The following is a 15,551-nucleotide window of genomic DNA, read 5'->3' as shown; positions in this document are numbered from 1 at the left end:
GACAAGTACAGAAAAACTAGAGTATCTACTTTAACTTCCCTAAATTTTCAACGTTCATATGATTATAAGCAGTATAGCTATTAATCATCGATTATTGATATACCTGAATTATTCTCAGTAAATAAATCAAGTATAATGTTAGGTACTCTACCATCAACTATGTGAACAACCCCTGCACATTCTTCTACCATTTTAGTATATGACATAAGCCTTTCAACAAATTTTTCTCCTTTAATTTTTCCACAATCAATCGATTCTTTTAAATTTTTAATCAAGACTCTTCTATTGCCAAATTTGTTTATTTCTTCATCTGTATCACTCAAGATTATCATTTTAGATGCGTAAACTGCAAGTGCAATTGCACTTGCAGTGCTATCAGTATCAATATGGTATGTTTCTCCATTTTTTCCATAACCGATAGGTGCAATAACTGGTATAGAATCTGATTCTTCAATAAAGAATAATATATCAGGATTGATTTCAGTTGGTCTACCGATAAATCCCATGTCTAGTATTTTTTCAATATTATTTAATCTATTTTCCCTAAGCGTAGTGCTTATCTTTTCAGCTTTTATGAGGTTGCCATCTTTTCCACATAGTCCAATAGCTGAACCACCAGCAGAATTTATATGCTGAACAATTTTTTTATTAATTGAACCACACAGTGCCATTTCAATGATTTTCATAGTGCTTTTGTCTGTAAGTCTGACACCATTTATAAACTTATCATTCATACCTAGCATTTTTAACACTAAGTTAATTTCATATTCTCCGTCATGAACTACCACCGGATTTATACCAAGCTGTTTCAACAGAACAACATTATGCGCAAAAGCACTAAGCAGCGTTTCATCTGAGATTATTACACTGCTGCATTTGATGATAAAAGTTTCGCCTACAAATTTAGGTATGTTAGACAGAACTTCAAATAATATTTCTGTTTTTTCCTTCAATGGCATCTTACCATTTAAAGATTCATCACTTTTCATTTTTTTATCTTGTAAATTTGAAAAACTCATCTCTTACCTTGGTTATTTTATGCTTAACACGAATGCTTATTTGATGAATTGACACATGCTCATTATTAATCCACTTTTTAGTACTTTCTAAAATAACATCTAGACTTTCCTGACTCACTTTATCTATTTTTGTTAGCACAATATTAAAGTTAATATTATTACATATTAACCAATAAACAAAGTCTTTGTCTATTTCTTTTAATCCTACCTTGCTATCTATAAGCACAAACACTCTTTTTAGATTTCTCCTGTGAATTAGATAATACTCAATTAGGTTTAAGTACTGTACTGCTTCTTCTTTGCTTGCGCAAGAATAGCCATAACCCGGTAGGTCGACAATCCTAAACTTATCATTGTACATAGAGTAAAAATTTATTTGTCTAGTGCATCCAGGTTTAGAAGAAACTCTTGCAGCTTTTTTGCTGTTTATCAGCAAGTTGATCAAACTCGATTTTCCTACGTTTGATCTACCAGCAAACGCAATCTCTGGAGCCGACTCATCTGGTAATGATTTTTTGTCTGAAGCTCCAAATATGAAGCTGCAGATTGATGTTATCTGTTTTGCCATTATACTTAAGTAGAAATATTCGAGACAATTATAGTGTTATTGCTTGATATAAGAAATTTTTTATTTCAGTATATATTACTTACTTAAACAGCTAAAAACTAGACCTATACTATATGGATATAGAGAATAATTTACAAGACTTAAAAAAAAAGTTTTCTGATGTAGAGAGAAATCTGGAAAACCCTACCAATTTGAGTCAAAAAGAATTCGTTAGTTTTTCAAAGGAATACTCTGAACTCAGACCAATTATCGAGATAATCGATGAATATAATGTATTAAAAGAGGAAATTTCAGATTTAGAAGAAATCATGAAAGATGAGAACAGCGAGAGTGATATAAAAGAGTTAGCAAAAGAAGAACTTCTTGAGAAGCAAAAGATACTATTACCAAAAGTAAAAGCCAAGCTAAAGTTAGCGCTATTGCCAAAAGATGAAGATGACTCAAGAAATGCAATATTAGAAATTAGAGCAGGCACAGGAGGAGAAGAAGCAGCATTGTTTGCAGCGATACTATTTCGCATGTATCAAAAATATGCAGAAAGAAGAAATTGGAAATTTGAACCAATAAACATTTCTAACACAGGTATAGGTGGTTATAAAGAAGCTTCTGCAATCATTAATGGAACAGAAGTTTTTGCAAGGTTAAAATTTGAGTCAGGAGTGCACAGAGTACAAAGAGTGCCAGAAACTGAATCCTCAGGAAGGTTGCATACCTCAGCAGCCACTGTTGCAATATTACCTGAAGTTGAGGAGGTTGACTTTAAAATAGAAGAAAAAGACTTGCGAATAGATGTTTACAGGTCTAGTGGCCCTGGCGGGCAATCAGTGAACACAACCGATAGTGCAGTAAGGGTTACTCACTTGCCAACAGGGATAGTTGTTATACAACAGGATGAAAAATCGCAGCACAAAAATAAAGCTAAAGCACTTAAGGTATTGAGAGCTAGGTTATATGAAATTGAAAGACAAAAAAAAGAAATGGAAAGATCAACAATGAGGAAAAGCCAAATTGGTTCTGGAGATCGCTCTGAGCGTATAAGAACTTATAACTTTCCACAATCAAGAATTACAGACCATAGAATTAATCTGACTTCACATCGATTAGAACAGATTATAAAAGAAGGTGAACTAGATGAATTTATTGAGGCATTGATTTCACGAAATGAAGCAGAAAGGTTGGCTGGAGGGGGTAACGTCACTCTTTGAAGGGAATTTGAAGTAAAGCATAGGTATCAGGTTAAAAAGAAGTAAAGTTAGTTGTTCATACGGTTGACAATTATTTAAATTATACTATAATTAGAATCTCTATAACTTATAAAAACCATGGAAGTTGACTTTAATCAATATGTTAATAGTAACACCTTAGGGTTAAATAATCTATATATATATGGAAAAGCTAGTAAACTTTTTACAGAAAAAGCAAAATATTACAAGCTTGACTTTATCTAATTGCTATATTGATGCTCAGTGCGGAGAAGTTTTAAATGAAGCATTAGAAAATATTAATCTTCCAAATATTACTGAGTGTAAATTAACTTCTAGCATTATTGGCGCAGAAGGTTCGATAGCAATCACTAAATTGTTAAAGAATGGTAACTTTCCAAATCTTGTTAAACTTGATTTAATTTCTAATGATATTGATGTTGAAGGTGGAATAATATTAATGAATGCACTAAGGGATGGTAGTTTTTCAAATATTAAAGAATTTAATTTACTTTATGACAATGTCTGCAATGAAGGCATAACAGCATTACGTGAATCATGGAACAATAATATGCTTCCAAATCTTATTAAGTTTAGTTTTCCTTTTAGTATTACTAATGATAACAAAGATATAGAAATGTCAAGCCAATACCTATTCGGTGAATAGTATCATATAGAAAAAGGCAAGTTACATTTATTTGTTGCTGCTTATAGAACACCCAAATTCAACCATGGACCTGTTAAAAGATGTAGGCAGTCTTACTGCTATTGCGAAAATTCCATCAATAATTTTCTCTCAAAAAGAGACAAGTTTAGTAAAAAATAATGATATTATAAGTGGAACATAAAATAGTCCCACTGCAGTACTAATTAGGAGCAATAAAGTAGCTTTATCTGGTTGATAATTTAAAATATTAGCAAGTATTATACTGGATCCAGAAATCGGAATAATAGCCAGTAACATCAGTGCTTTATAGATGCTTTCATCATATATACCTGTAACATGCTTGTCTAGTAAGACAATTCCCAAAACAAATAACGGCCAGAATATGTACTTTGCTACAATAGTGGTCAAAGCAAGCTTCCAATCTACTTTAAAATTTGTAATTTGTGCAATACTTACTCCAAGCAGCACCATTCCTAATGTGATAAATGTACTTCTAATATTTATCATAACATCTGTCAAAAAAGTGGGTATTTGTATATCATATATACTTAAAAAGAAACCTAGAATCATCGCATATAATGAAGGAAGTTTGAGTAACTTTAATACGCATTCTTTTGCAGTATAGATACCATTTGCAGCTATATAAAATCCCAAGCTATTTTCAAATAGTGCCATTCCTATGTAACAGACAACATACACAGACACTGAATCTTCATCAAATAAAGCCATGGCAATCGGTAGACCAAAATAACCCATGCTTGTGCTGCCCGAGCTAAACGCTAATATGTTTCTCGTGTTGTCCTTAAATAAAAAAGAAGAAAGATAATACACTGATAAGGACATAGTACTACCTATAAACCATATCAAAATCGGCAGAGAAATTACTTTTAAATTAACTTCTGTATGAGATACTCCGTATAAAATCACTATTGGATTAGCTATATAAAAGAGTATTTGGGATATAGTGTTTCTATCAATTTTAAGGTATTTTCCTGCTAAATAACCAATAAGTATTGTAATGTAAATAGGTAATATTTTTAGAAAAAGAGTAAAGAACATACTAGCCTATTGTGATACCTTTGACTGATAAAGTGATATTAGATTTTAAGGTATTGTAAAAGTAAATAAAATTTATTTTCCAATTGATTAAACTCATAGTTAGTAAAAAAAGATTCACTGAGTGCCAAAATTTGAGGACCTAAGAATAATATTTTTATGATAAAATTATGTTAAATTTGTATAAAGCCTCTTGTATGTTTTTGTAAACCACTTGTAATAATTTAATCAGAAATTCTTGCCTTAATCATTAAAATCGCACTATTACTTTCCATAATTTTTTTTAAAGCCAACTTTTTCGTAAACACGGATTGCACAAACATTTGCTATACCTGGGTCGACAAAGGCATTCTCATAAACTTTAAAGACAAATTTGTTTAAAAATATATTCAAAGCTTGTGAACCAACTCCTTTACCTACATAATTCAGCTCTCCGATATACCAGTCTATAGCAGCACAACTTTCTGGAAGTTCTAAAGTGTTATAGATCTGTTCAGATGGGAAATCATGTTTGTTGTAATATTGAATATAACCAATATCAACTCCATCACAATTAATAATGAAGCGTGCATTGGTTTTTCAATAATTTGTGTCTTAAATTTCAAACGTTTGAATCCTTTAACGTAGTTGCTATATTTTTTCTCAATTAACTCTTGTGTCCAATTTATATCTGCATCCCACCATAGCTTTACGTGAGGTGTTTCTACCCATTTTAATAATAGTGAAAAATGTTCTTCTTTCAACGCTTTAAATGTGATATTTTTATTCATTAATTAAAGATTTTAAGTGTTACTACCGTTTTTATTAATTCTATCTCTAATTGCTAAGTTCATTGAAATTGATATTTCTGTACCTAGTTTTCCTGATATAGTACGCTATTTTAACGTACCGGAAGGCACAATTCAATTAACTATTGCTTATAATTTTTTAGGCGTTTGCATAGGAGGGTTATTTTTTGGTCCATTGTCTGAATGCTATGGCAGAAGAAGGATGATGATCATAGGCAACACTTTGCTACTCATCGGTGCTGTTGGCTGTGTTTTTGCGCTGTCAGTTTCTTGGCTTTTAATCTCTCGCTTTATTCAAGGCATTGGTGTTAGCACATCTGTAGTTGTGTTTGCAATTATTGCAGACAGCTATAAAGGCAACGAAGCAGTAAAATTTATTGGAATCATGAATTCTATTATCACAGTTCTCATAGCAATTGCACCAGTATTAGGCAGTTTCATCAACAAAATTGTTGGGTGGCGTGGCAACTATGCAAGTGTTGCAATACTTTGTTTCATCTCTTGGGTTTTGCTGCTTTTTCTGTTACCAGAAACAAAAAAGGACCGTGATATTTTTAGTCTAAAAAAAATGATGAAAGACTATAAAAAATTATTATCAAGTTCAAAATTTATGGTGTTGTCTTTGGCACAGAGCCTTTTTTCTGCGTCTTATATGTCATTCATTACTTGTGGCCCTTTTTTGTATATGGAAACTTTTGGTTTATCCAGCACTATTTATGCGCTACATCAAGGTGCAATGGTTGGGTCTTTCTCACTAATTAGCCTGTTTTCCAGTAAGATCTTAAAGAAACTTGGAGCAATTTGGTGTGTAATTTCCGGTACAGGCGTAATTGCTATTGGATCCCTATCACTTTTAATATTCAGTATAATCATGCCCAGTGCTTACTACTTAGTAACGCTGTCTATGGTTATTTTTTGTATTGGCTGTGGAATTTGTCAAGCAGTCATTTTCAATGCATCATTAAATATTTTCCCTGAAATGAAAGGCACAACTTCTTCTGCAATTTCATTTATTAGAGCTTCTATCATGGCTATTTTTATCGGCTTAACAAGCTACGTTTACGATGGTCAAGCAACCAGTGTAGCTATTCTTGTTTTTTTTGCGGTAGTTCTAATTTACTGTCTATTTATTGTTTTCAAGATCTGGAAAAATCTATAATCACCATATAGATCCTTCTCATTTCTAGTTATTGCGGTAATATGTATTGTAACTTTGCCGGCTGCTCTAGATGTATCTCTTCCAAATCACTAATCTATATTAGTTAAAGAGTATTATCTTGCTCATGCGCCTAAAGTTTGAGAGCCAATTTTCAGCAATCCAATCAAATTCCAATTTTTTTCAAACAACTGTTTCTTGCTATTTTTGTACCTTAAAAAATTTAGCTTACTTTTACGCTAGCTTGTTCAAATAGCATTAGTACGATTTACTTTTTTTGAATGTAGAGATTTTCTAGGGATTGTCCTCTTAAATTCTATAGTATCTTGTTTAACATTGAAACGAGAATCCAGTTTCAAGCATTGAGGTGATGAAGAAAGGGCTGCTTTTATTCCACCCCTCTCAACTACTCGAGTAGTGGACAATGGAATACGATTACTTTCGTTTATACTAATCAGCACGTCAAATTCTATGCTATTATTGTGTTGTTTGATGTTGCTAGCTCTAATTTTACCATTTCCAAACCAAAACTTTATAGAATTACTCGCATCATGATTGATGTCTGCAGAATCAGGTAAAATAGCAAAATTCGCGTTGTTTACAAATCTAGAAAACGCATTTTTGATGTCGTTAAATGTACCGTAATGGTCTATATGGTCGTCATTAATACTTGTTACAACAGCAATATCTGCAGGAATTTTTAACATAGTTCCATCAGACTCATCAGCCTCAATTAAGAAAATGTCACTTTTGCCAAGTTTTGCATTACTCTGATAGGAATTTAATATTCCTCCAACAATTACAGTGGCGTCAGCACCAGAATGATCAAAAATGGAAGCAATCATAGCTGTCGTCGTCGTCTTGCCACTTGAACCTGAAACTGCTATCACATATTTACCTTTCATAACTTTAACCAGCATGTCTGACCTATGCAAAACGGTTTTATTGTTATTTCTTGCTGCAACTAGCTCCACATTATCAGGTTTTATTGCGGAAGAATGTACAACTATTTGAGCTTGTCTAATACTACTTGCATCGTGACCAATATAGACCTCTATACCTAATTTTTGTAACCTATCTATATTGTCGTTTGATCGCGTATCACTGCCTTGAACTTTATAACTGGAATTATGAAGAATTTCAGCAATTGCGCTCATTCCAATTCCACCTATACCGATTATATGTATTACTTCTTTTTTAGTGCTGTGCATATTTGGCAGTAGACGTTTACTTATTACTAAATTTATTATAGTATAATTTAAAATCCTCATGGTATCGAACCATTTCACTAAGTACAATGATAAAAAAACTAGCCTTTCTATGTCTAATATTCGTTTTGATGAGTAGTTGTAGTTTTAGCAATAGGTGTAATCACACCGCAGGTCATTATAAAATTGGCAATAGCTATACAATAAATGGTATCACCTACCACCCAAAATACTGTAGCTGTTATGAGGAAGTAGGAATAGCATCGTGGTATGGAATAGAAGATCATGGCACAATTACAGCTAACGGTGAAGTGTTTAATCGTCACTTGATTTCTGCAGCACATAAGACCTTGCCCCTACCCTGCTTTGTTCGTGTTACTAATTTAGAAAATGGAAGAAAGCTTGTTATAAGAGTTAATGATAGAGGGCCATTTGTTGAAGGTAGAATAATAGACTTGTCAGAAAAAGCAGCACAAGTTTTAGGACTTCATAAGTCTGGGCTTGTGAAGGTAAAAGTCGAGTACTTAAGAAAGAGGTCAGAACAATTGATACAAAATACTCCTCATTACAAAAGGCAATATGAAAAAGAAATGCAAAAACGTCACCCAAAACAAAACAATGCAGAAAGTAAGGGATATGTAGCATTTTTTGTAAACGCTCAGGTAGCTAAATCAGCTGCATCAAAGCTTCGTAATCAAGGAATAGAAAATGTTAGATTGCTTTTCAAGAATGATCAATATTGTGTAAAAGTAAGTTAAAACCTGCATTACAGATTGTGTAGCATGACAGAAACTATTTGACAAATGAGAATGTTCCAAAAGCATGTGCGTCAAGTTGAGAAACTATCGTGAAATATAGCAATATTTAAGATTGGTATTTTATTTGTTACATTTCAGGTAGTGACAGCTACCTCAGCTGTAGCTGTAAAAAATAATCTACCACTTAAGAAATTTCATTAAAAAAATAGCATAATCTTATTTCTCTAAAAAATACTATCTTCAACTTGAATATGTTGAAAAATATTTTGCGTATTATCCAAAAAGTCATCCTTTATAGCAGCTAGCTCGGATTGTTTTTGAGATAGATTATCTTCTATTGTTCTATTAAAACAATCAAGATCATTGCACTTTAGTTGAGAGCGCATGTCTCCATTTTCATATAAACCTCGTATAACGTCATAATATGCTCGAGTTTCATCAGTTTCTGGTTGTTGCTTTTCTTTGAGTATTGCCTTTAATTTTGAATCTATGTCTAATTCTCTTTTTATATCTTCAGTAGCATTTTTATGATATTTTTCATAATCTTCAAAACTTTTTAATATTTTACCTTTTACTTCATTTTGTAACGTCTTTAGCAAATCTTTAGCATGAGGTTTTTCAATTTTTTCCTTCCACTCATCATACGTATATTCTTGTCGACTACCATATTTTGTATCTTGACACTCACTTCCTATGTTAAACAGCTCTTTGTTACAGATTTTATCACCCTGATAAAAGTAATCGCTTATATTGATTTTATTATTGCCAGTTACGGTTTGTTTAATTGCTGCTTTATTTTCTGCAAGTTCTTCTCTATATTTAGAGATACAGTTTCTCATTTCTTCTTTACAATCTGTAGTCATAAGCTGTTTCCTTTAATAAAATTAAAGCCTATTTTAGCATAAAATAATTAATACTTTATTACTAATCTGAGGTATACTAAGGTAGTGATAAGAAGTCCAGCATCTACAAAGTTTGTTTAAACTATTTTCAAAACGAATAAAATGTAATTTTAGGTAAATAAAATGAATTACGATGTAATCATTTCAGGTGGTGGGCTAATTGGTCTTATTACTGCTATTGGCCTGAGTAATGACTCTGTATCTGTAGCCGTAATTGAGAAAAATAGTTTACCACGTACAGTTGATGATAATCGAGCATTTGCCATTTCTCAAGGATCAAAAAAAATACTAGAAAAATTAGGGATTTGGAGGCTCTTAGAAGGCGAAGCTGAACCAATACTTGATATATGCATATTAGATGGAAATAGCCCATTTACTGTGCATTATGATCATAAAATGGTCGGTGAAGAACCAATGGGTTATGTAATCAAGAGCGCTATTATATGGAATGCAATCAATAACAATTTTTTGCATAAACTCAATATATATTCTCCACGTTCCTATAAAACAATTTCTTGTGACGAAGGATACATGGAAGTTACTCTTGATAATGATCAAAAATTGATATCATCGCTATTTATCTGTGCTGAAGGTAAAAACTCTAAGCTGCCAGAGCTGTTTTCTATACCAATGATAAAATTTGGTTATAAACAAAATAGCATTGTATTTAATGTAAAACATGAACTACATCACCAAAACTTAGCTGTAGAGCGGTTTTTTCCTGGTGGTCCATTTGCAATTTTGCCAATGAAAGGTGGCTATACTTCTTCAATAGTTTGGACAGAAAAATGCGAAATTTCAAAAATGCTGATGAGCTTATCCGAAGAGGAATTTGTCATAGAACTCAAAAAAAGATTTGGTTCTTATTTGGGAGAAATTGAATTAGAGGGTGAAAGAAGATTCTATCCTTTGAGTTTTTCTTTTGCAAGAAAGCTGCATAAAAGCAGAATTTTGCTGATTGGCGATGCAGCACATTCAATCCACCCGGTTGCAGGTCAAGGACTTAACCTTGGAATGAGAGATTTAGAGAGTGTTATTAGACAAATAACTGCTGCAAAATCCTCTGGCATTGATGTTGGTAGTAACTATCTATTGAAGAAAATTTCACGTGATAGATACTTTGATAATTTTACTATGGCACTTGCAACTGATGGATTAAATAGGATATTTTCCAATAGAATATTCTGCGCTAGAGCATTTGGTTTAATGGTAGTTGAAAATTCAGATTTTCTTAAAAAACGCTTCATTTGCCACGCTATGGGATTTATGTAAATCATTAGATTTCTTTTATAATCAGGTGTCATTTAAGTAGCTGATACTGGAGCCCAAATTCCATAACTTCATCCCAGTGTGATACTTTATGCCTTTTTTCTCTACTAAATCTTTTAGGGTATACTTTTATTTTAACCTCCAGCTTCTTATTTTTTGTGCTATTTTGTACCTTATAGAGATATTTGCCATCATTACAGCTGCTAGCGATTACTCACGAAAACAACCATATATACCTGATTGTAGACAATTTGAGTATGATTTTGTTTATTTTGGATGTTATTAAAAGTAAAACTTTTGGCAATAGCAAAGATCCTATTTCTTTTTATCAGTCAATCAATTTTAACAATACAACTTTTTAATTTATTATTATATTGATTTTGAATTTTCTTTACATGAAACGAGGGATTCTAAATTAACCTTCTAGTTTCCTATATGTAAGCATAGAAATATTTGAATCTTCCAATAATTCCCGAACTTCTTTCTCAGTAAATTTTGCAACTGATTTGTTTTTCGTAGCTAAACTTTCAGAAATACCTTTTCTCCTTTCGATAATGCCTAAATCCTCAAAGTTAACATCAAAATAAAGTAGTTCTAAAATTTCTGCAGCAGAGTTAGATACTTCTTCCTTTGTAATATCAAAAAGTGCTATACAATTAGGGTCAAAAAGTGAAAAGCTTTCTTTAATGTCACTATTTCGCCTTACTAACATTGCATGTCCACTACCATTTAGACGAGTAAAATATAGAGTTGCATAGTATCCAGGTTTTACTTTATCTAGATTTTTGCTAAGTATTGCGCTGTTTATTTTATATTTTCCTGTCGTTCTATCTTGAACCATAATACATTTATGGTCTTCACATGAAACATAATCATTAGGGTAGCAACCATGACGCTCATAAAATAACCTTTCTCTATACCATCTCTCTCGTCGAAAAAATGATGCATCAGAAGAAATCATATCTAATAACTTTTTTTTCTCATCATTTGTAAGTTTTTTTTGTTGATTAACAAAAACTTTGCTAAAAGCCACGCTATTCCGCAAATAATCATTTTTTATCACCCAGTCACACAATATCTCACATAGTCCTCTTATATATCCCTTTTCTTTCGACATACTAAAGTCTGATAACACTTCCACAAACATACGTAAATACAAGCTACTTAATGAATAATTACTTTTTATCCAATTAGGTATAATCCAATATAATGGGTCAAAATTATAAAATTCCCTAGGTTTTCCTTCTAGAACGTGAAGTTTAAAATAATGACTCTTATGCTTATTAACAAAGTCAATCAAGGGTCCTTGAAAAAAAGTAATAGCATTTTCCAGTTTTTCATCACTTACTATACCTTTTAAGCATTCTTTAAAAGTAGGCATATTGTTACCAAAAGTATAACCTACATCTATATTGGCATTACAATGCTAACAATACATTAATGCTACAAAATTCACATACGAAATGGTAACTGAAATAGAAATAGTTAAATTATTGGCGAAATTAGAGATATTATGATAAGCTAAGAATGAAATTCAACCATTAAGATTAAAGTGAGGTGAGAAGTATGAGTGATGTATTTTATTGTGATGAGTTTAATGATCATGATTTAGATAATGGTAAAACTCCTTTAAGGGAAAAGCTCAATGAAATCATTAAAGATTTAGAGGAAAATAAATATACAAACCTGGGAGGTATAAAATTAATAAAAGGCGATGGAGATGTTAAATATTTTCGAGCTAAATTAAGTGACAGCGACAGGTTACTATTTACTAGTATATAGCATAATGACAAAGATGCTTTTGTTATTTTAGAAGTAATTCTAAATCACGATTACCAAAAATCTAAATTTTTAACAAACAAAGAAAAAATAAAAACCCAATACATCCTTTTTGCCTTCTTGATCTATACCCAATATGTTATACATGCACTTACTTACACAACAACCGTCTTCTTTCACCTTAAAAAACCATGAATACTATCGGATATATTGATTGTAGTGGACGACTACACCATTCATTGATTATAGGTAGTAATTTATCTGTAATTCCAGATATCTCTGCTGCAGATATTTTATGGTCATAGATTTCTTCTACATATGATGCTATACTTGCATAAGACTTTAAGTTTACTGTAATCCATTGAATTAATGCTATCAACAATTCTTTGATTTGATAGTAATTCTCCACTATAAGCCTTACATATCAGTTGAAGTTTTTCATTATCTAAATCTTCTGAGTTGCCTACTTTATCAAAAGCCATAATCTTATTTCAATTTACTTAGTATTTTAATTTTGCATGTATTAGGAGGAAATAATCAAGCATTATGATAAAAGGCCTAATGAATTTATTAGTTTATTTATGTTTCTTTTCATGTATAAATTTATAGAAAGTTTTATGTAGAAGTTATTTTATGAGCAAAATTATAGAAATCAGAGCGCCAAAAACTCTTGGTGGTGAATCAGTTACGGAAGGTATAGTAAAAATAAAGAAAAATATCGGCGAAGCAGTAAAAGTAGATGACTTGATCTTTGAAATTGAAACTGATAAAACGGCGCTAGAACTAACTGCAGAAGCTTCAGGACAAATAACTGAATTTTTTGTGAAAGAAGATGATGTAATTAGCCCTGATCAATTACTGGCAAAACTTGCTGTAGGAGAAGTAAAAGAAGAAGTGAAAAAAGAAGATAAAGGCGAAAGCCCTGATAAAAAAGATGCCCCTTCAGCTCGTAAAATTATGGAAGAAAATGCAATTAGTGCAGAAAATGTAAAAGGAACTGGCATGGGAGGCAGAATAACTAAAGCGGATGTGATAGACCATATGAGTAAAGCTGAACAACCTCCGGTAAAACAATATGAATCGCCAAAAAGTGTAGTAAGTGGAGAGAGAAGAGAAGAGCGAGTGAAAATGAGCAAAATAAGGCAAGTCATTGCTGCTCGTTTGAAAGCATCGCAAAATACTGCTGCAATACTGACCACGTTCAATGAAATTGACATGAAAAACGTCATGGATCTGAGGGCAAAGTATAAAGAAACTTTTGAAAAGAAATATGGAATAAAACTGGGTTTCATGTCGTTTTTTATAAAGGCAGCAGTGCAAGCACTAAAAGAAATTCGTGAGATTAACGCTGAGATTTCAGGTGATGAAATTGTATATAAAAATTACTATGACATAGGTGTTGCTGTTGGCACTGACAAAGGTCTTGTTGTACCAGTTATTCGTGATGCTGATCAAATGTCATTTGCTGAAATTGAACTAACTTTAGTTGCCCTTGGCAAAAAAGCACGAGAAGGTAAGCTGCAAGTATCGGAAATGGAAGGTGCAACATTTACTATCTCAAACGGTGGCGTATACGGCTCACTCCTTTCCACTCCAATAATCAACCCTCCACAATCTGGAATACTTGGCATGCACTCAATACAAAATAGACCAGTTGCTATAGGTAGCTCAATTGAAATCAGACCGATGATGTATATTGCTCTCTCTTACGATCATAGAATAGTTGACGGTAAAGGAGCAGTGACTTTCCTTGTTAAAATAAAAAATTACATAGAAGATCCAAATAGATTAATTTTGGAAATTTAAATAGGTTAAAAACGATAGGCCAGTTTTTCTGAAGTTTTTAAGGTGGGTGTTACAGCTGTACAAACATTTGTTTATAAAGGTAACTTATACGAAAAATGGTCAGTGCTTACTGTATGAGAACTGTGATTTAGGCCTAAAAAATGCGAGTAGCCCCTTTGGTGTTATCTAAGTAGCTGACACTGGAATTTCAGCTTCTATAATGTCATGCCAGTGTCCGGACACTGGCATCCAGAAAAATTTACAAGCAAACTGAGCTTATGCTAAATTTAATGAAATGAAGGATTCCAGACTCTTGCGTCAATGAACCTCTTTCGAAACTAGAATAAAGTTAAAAAGAGAGTAAAATGGTGGGTTTTGAGTGAGGGAAAAGGTGAAAATAGCAGAAGAGTTAGATGATGAAAAATTTCTCAGGTTAACAGGAGTAAAAAAGGTATAAAATGGTAGAGATTTTACGAGAAGCAAATAAGAAAAAAATGTTAAAGGAGGTAGAGTTGAGTGAAGAGGACATGCTATTTATGAAAGAGAACTTATTAACGACTAAGGATCTAAAGAAAAAATCAGTAGAAACTAGAAAAGAAATTGAGCAGTTAAGAAGTAAGAATGAAATATCAGAAAGAAGAGCAGAAGAAGCAGAAGCAAAAACAAAAGCTCTTAATCTACTATACGATGAAGCAGATGATCAAGACATATCAAGAAAAAGAATAAAACAAAATAAGTAAGTGCAGAAGTTTTTAGAGTGCCAATATACTTTTCTGGTTTTAAATGAAGGTTATACAACAAAATTTAAGAACCTATGTAAAGAGTATAGAGAGTTGAAGAGAGAAATAAAAGAGCCTGACTTTGAAAGATTATCAAAGCTTGTAGATAAGTTTGAGAAGCTAAGCAGAAGTTTTATTGAAGGCGAGAAGAAAGAAAGAGAGAATGTACCAGAATGCAAAGACCAAGAGATTGATAGATTAAAGCTGAGCATAGTAACGAGAGTAGTACAAGCAAGGGATGTAGCAGAGAAAGAAAAGAGGAAAGTAGAAAAAGAAAAAGTAGAGGTAGAAGAGATAGTAAAACAATTGATATAAATCAAAAGAACAAAGAGGGTGCAATTCCTTTATACTATGCTTTAAAAAACTATCACTCAGATATAGCTAATTATCTTATACAGAACAAGGCTGATATTACTCTAAAGATGGAAGTGGTTATAACATCTTGCACTTTGTGTAATAGATAACAAGTGTTGACTTATAGATTTACGACTTGGTTTACTTGTAACCTCTCTTATTTTGACGTGTTTGATAATGCCTTATTGAAAATCCAAGAAAATCAAATCCGGGAGTGTTAAATAAACTATAATGCACCCCATAAACTAGACCAAAAAAAAA

General features: G+C 32.2%; 14 protein-coding genes and 3 pseudogenes. 9 read left to right on the top strand and 8 right to left on the bottom strand.

Annotated elements, in window-relative coordinates:
• Positions 1 to 80: 80 nt before the first annotated feature.
• Entirely contained in the window at positions 81 to 1,019 is a 939-nt protein-coding gene (gene argB, locus LB100_RS05390) for an acetylglutamate kinase (protein WP_241653838.1), read from the bottom strand.
• A complete protein-coding gene (gene yihA / locus LB100_RS05385; RefSeq protein WP_456201652.1) occupies positions 994 to 1,590 on the bottom strand; it encodes a ribosome biogenesis GTP-binding protein YihA/YsxC in 597 nt (198 codons plus the stop codon). The genes argB and yihA overlap by 26 nt, the downstream gene beginning before the upstream one ends.
• A gap of 110 nt (positions 1,591 to 1,700) precedes the next feature.
• Between yihA and prfA the strand changes: the two genes are divergently transcribed.
• Complete coding sequence (prfA, locus tag LB100_RS05380) at positions 1,701 to 2,792, top strand: peptide chain release factor 1 (protein ID WP_343288681.1); 1,092 nt, start codon at positions 1,701 to 1,703, stop codon at positions 2,790 to 2,792.
• Between the two features lie 181 nt (positions 2,793 to 2,973).
• On the top strand, positions 2,974 to 3,456 hold the full coding sequence (locus tag LB100_RS05375; protein ID WP_264719375.1) for a leucine-rich repeat domain-containing protein: 483 nt from the start codon (positions 2,974 to 2,976) through the stop codon (positions 3,454 to 3,456).
• Positions 3,457 to 3,585: 129 nt separating this feature from the next.
• On the opposite strand, the gene LB100_RS05370 is transcribed toward LB100_RS05375, so the two are convergent.
• On the bottom strand, positions 3,586 to 4,515 hold the full coding sequence (locus LB100_RS05370) for an AEC family transporter (RefSeq protein WP_143689094.1): 930 nt from the start codon (positions 4,513 to 4,515) through the stop codon (positions 3,586 to 3,588).
• 221 nt (positions 4,516 to 4,736) lie between these two features.
• A pseudogene (locus LB100_RS05365) lies at positions 4,737 to 5,282 on the bottom strand (GNAT family N-acetyltransferase).
• 16 nt (positions 5,283 to 5,298) lie between these two features.
• Between LB100_RS05365 and LB100_RS05360 the strand changes: the two are divergent.
• A complete protein-coding gene (locus LB100_RS05360) occupies positions 5,299 to 6,459 on the top strand; it encodes a multidrug effflux MFS transporter (RefSeq protein WP_456201651.1) in 1,161 nt (386 codons plus the stop codon).
• Between the two features lie 439 nt (positions 6,460 to 6,898).
• Here the strand turns inward: LB100_RS05360 and LB100_RS05355 are convergent.
• Positions 6,899 to 7,727, bottom strand: a pseudogene (locus tag LB100_RS05355) (Mur ligase domain-containing protein); the annotation flags it as partial.
• Positions 7,728 to 7,753: 26 nt separating this feature from the next.
• On the opposite strand from LB100_RS05355, the gene LB100_RS05350 reads away from it, so the two are divergent.
• Positions 7,754 to 8,422, top strand: coding sequence for a septal ring lytic transglycosylase RlpA family protein (locus tag LB100_RS05350; protein ID WP_456201650.1), 669 nt, complete (start codon positions 7,754 to 7,756; stop codon positions 8,420 to 8,422).
• Positions 8,423 to 8,646: 224 nt separating this feature from the next.
• Here the strand turns inward: LB100_RS05350 and LB100_RS05345 are convergent, their stop codons facing one another.
• A complete protein-coding gene (locus LB100_RS05345) occupies positions 8,647 to 9,285 on the bottom strand; it encodes a hypothetical protein (protein ID WP_456201649.1) in 639 nt (212 codons plus the stop codon).
• A gap of 162 nt (positions 9,286 to 9,447) precedes the next feature.
• On the opposite strand from LB100_RS05345, the gene ubiH reads away from it, so the two are divergent.
• Positions 9,448 to 10,596 (top strand): 2-octaprenyl-6-methoxyphenyl hydroxylase, encoded by a 1,149-nt coding sequence (gene ubiH / locus LB100_RS05340; protein ID WP_264719379.1) that lies wholly within the window; start codon positions 9,448 to 9,450, stop codon positions 10,594 to 10,596.
• Positions 10,597 to 11,008: 412 nt separating this feature from the next.
• On the opposite strand, the gene LB100_RS05335 is transcribed toward ubiH, so the two are convergent.
• Complete coding sequence (locus LB100_RS05335) at positions 11,009 to 11,974, bottom strand: hypothetical protein (protein WP_264719381.1); 966 nt, start codon at positions 11,972 to 11,974, stop codon at positions 11,009 to 11,011.
• 185 nt (positions 11,975 to 12,159) lie between these two features.
• Between LB100_RS05335 and LB100_RS05330 the strand changes: the two genes are divergently transcribed.
• Complete coding sequence (locus tag LB100_RS05330; RefSeq protein WP_264336975.1) at positions 12,160 to 12,375, top strand: hypothetical protein; 216 nt, start codon at positions 12,160 to 12,162, stop codon at positions 12,373 to 12,375.
• 87 nt (positions 12,376 to 12,462) lie between these two features.
• Here LB100_RS05330 and LB100_RS05325 read toward each other — a convergent pair.
• Positions 12,463 to 12,763, bottom strand: a pseudogene (locus LB100_RS05325) (transposase); the annotation flags it as partial.
• A gap of 242 nt (positions 12,764 to 13,005) precedes the next feature.
• On the opposite strand from LB100_RS05325, the gene odhB reads away from it, so the two are divergent.
• The 3 genes from odhB (at position 13,006) to LB100_RS05310 (ending at position 15,251) form a co-directional block, all read left to right on the top strand.
• Positions 13,006 to 14,178 carry a 2-oxoglutarate dehydrogenase complex dihydrolipoyllysine-residue succinyltransferase gene (odhB, locus tag LB100_RS05320; RefSeq protein WP_264719382.1) on the top strand — a complete coding sequence of 391 codons (1,173 nt, stop codon included), beginning with the start codon at positions 13,006 to 13,008 and terminating at the stop codon, positions 14,176 to 14,178.
• Positions 14,179 to 14,615: 437 nt separating this feature from the next.
• Positions 14,616 to 14,897 carry a hypothetical protein gene (locus LB100_RS05315; protein WP_456201648.1) on the top strand — a complete coding sequence of 94 codons (282 nt, stop codon included), beginning with the start codon at positions 14,616 to 14,618 and terminating at the stop codon, positions 14,895 to 14,897.
• Complete coding sequence (locus tag LB100_RS05310; protein ID WP_456201647.1) at positions 14,898 to 15,251, top strand: hypothetical protein; 354 nt, start codon at positions 14,898 to 14,900, stop codon at positions 15,249 to 15,251.
• Positions 15,252 to 15,551 lie beyond the last annotated feature (300 nt).

It is taken from the genome of Wolbachia endosymbiont of Protocalliphora sialia, from assembly GCF_053891855.1.
The sequence above is the reverse complement of the archived record's forward strand: the minus strand, read 5'-3'. Positions and strand labels throughout refer to the sequence as shown.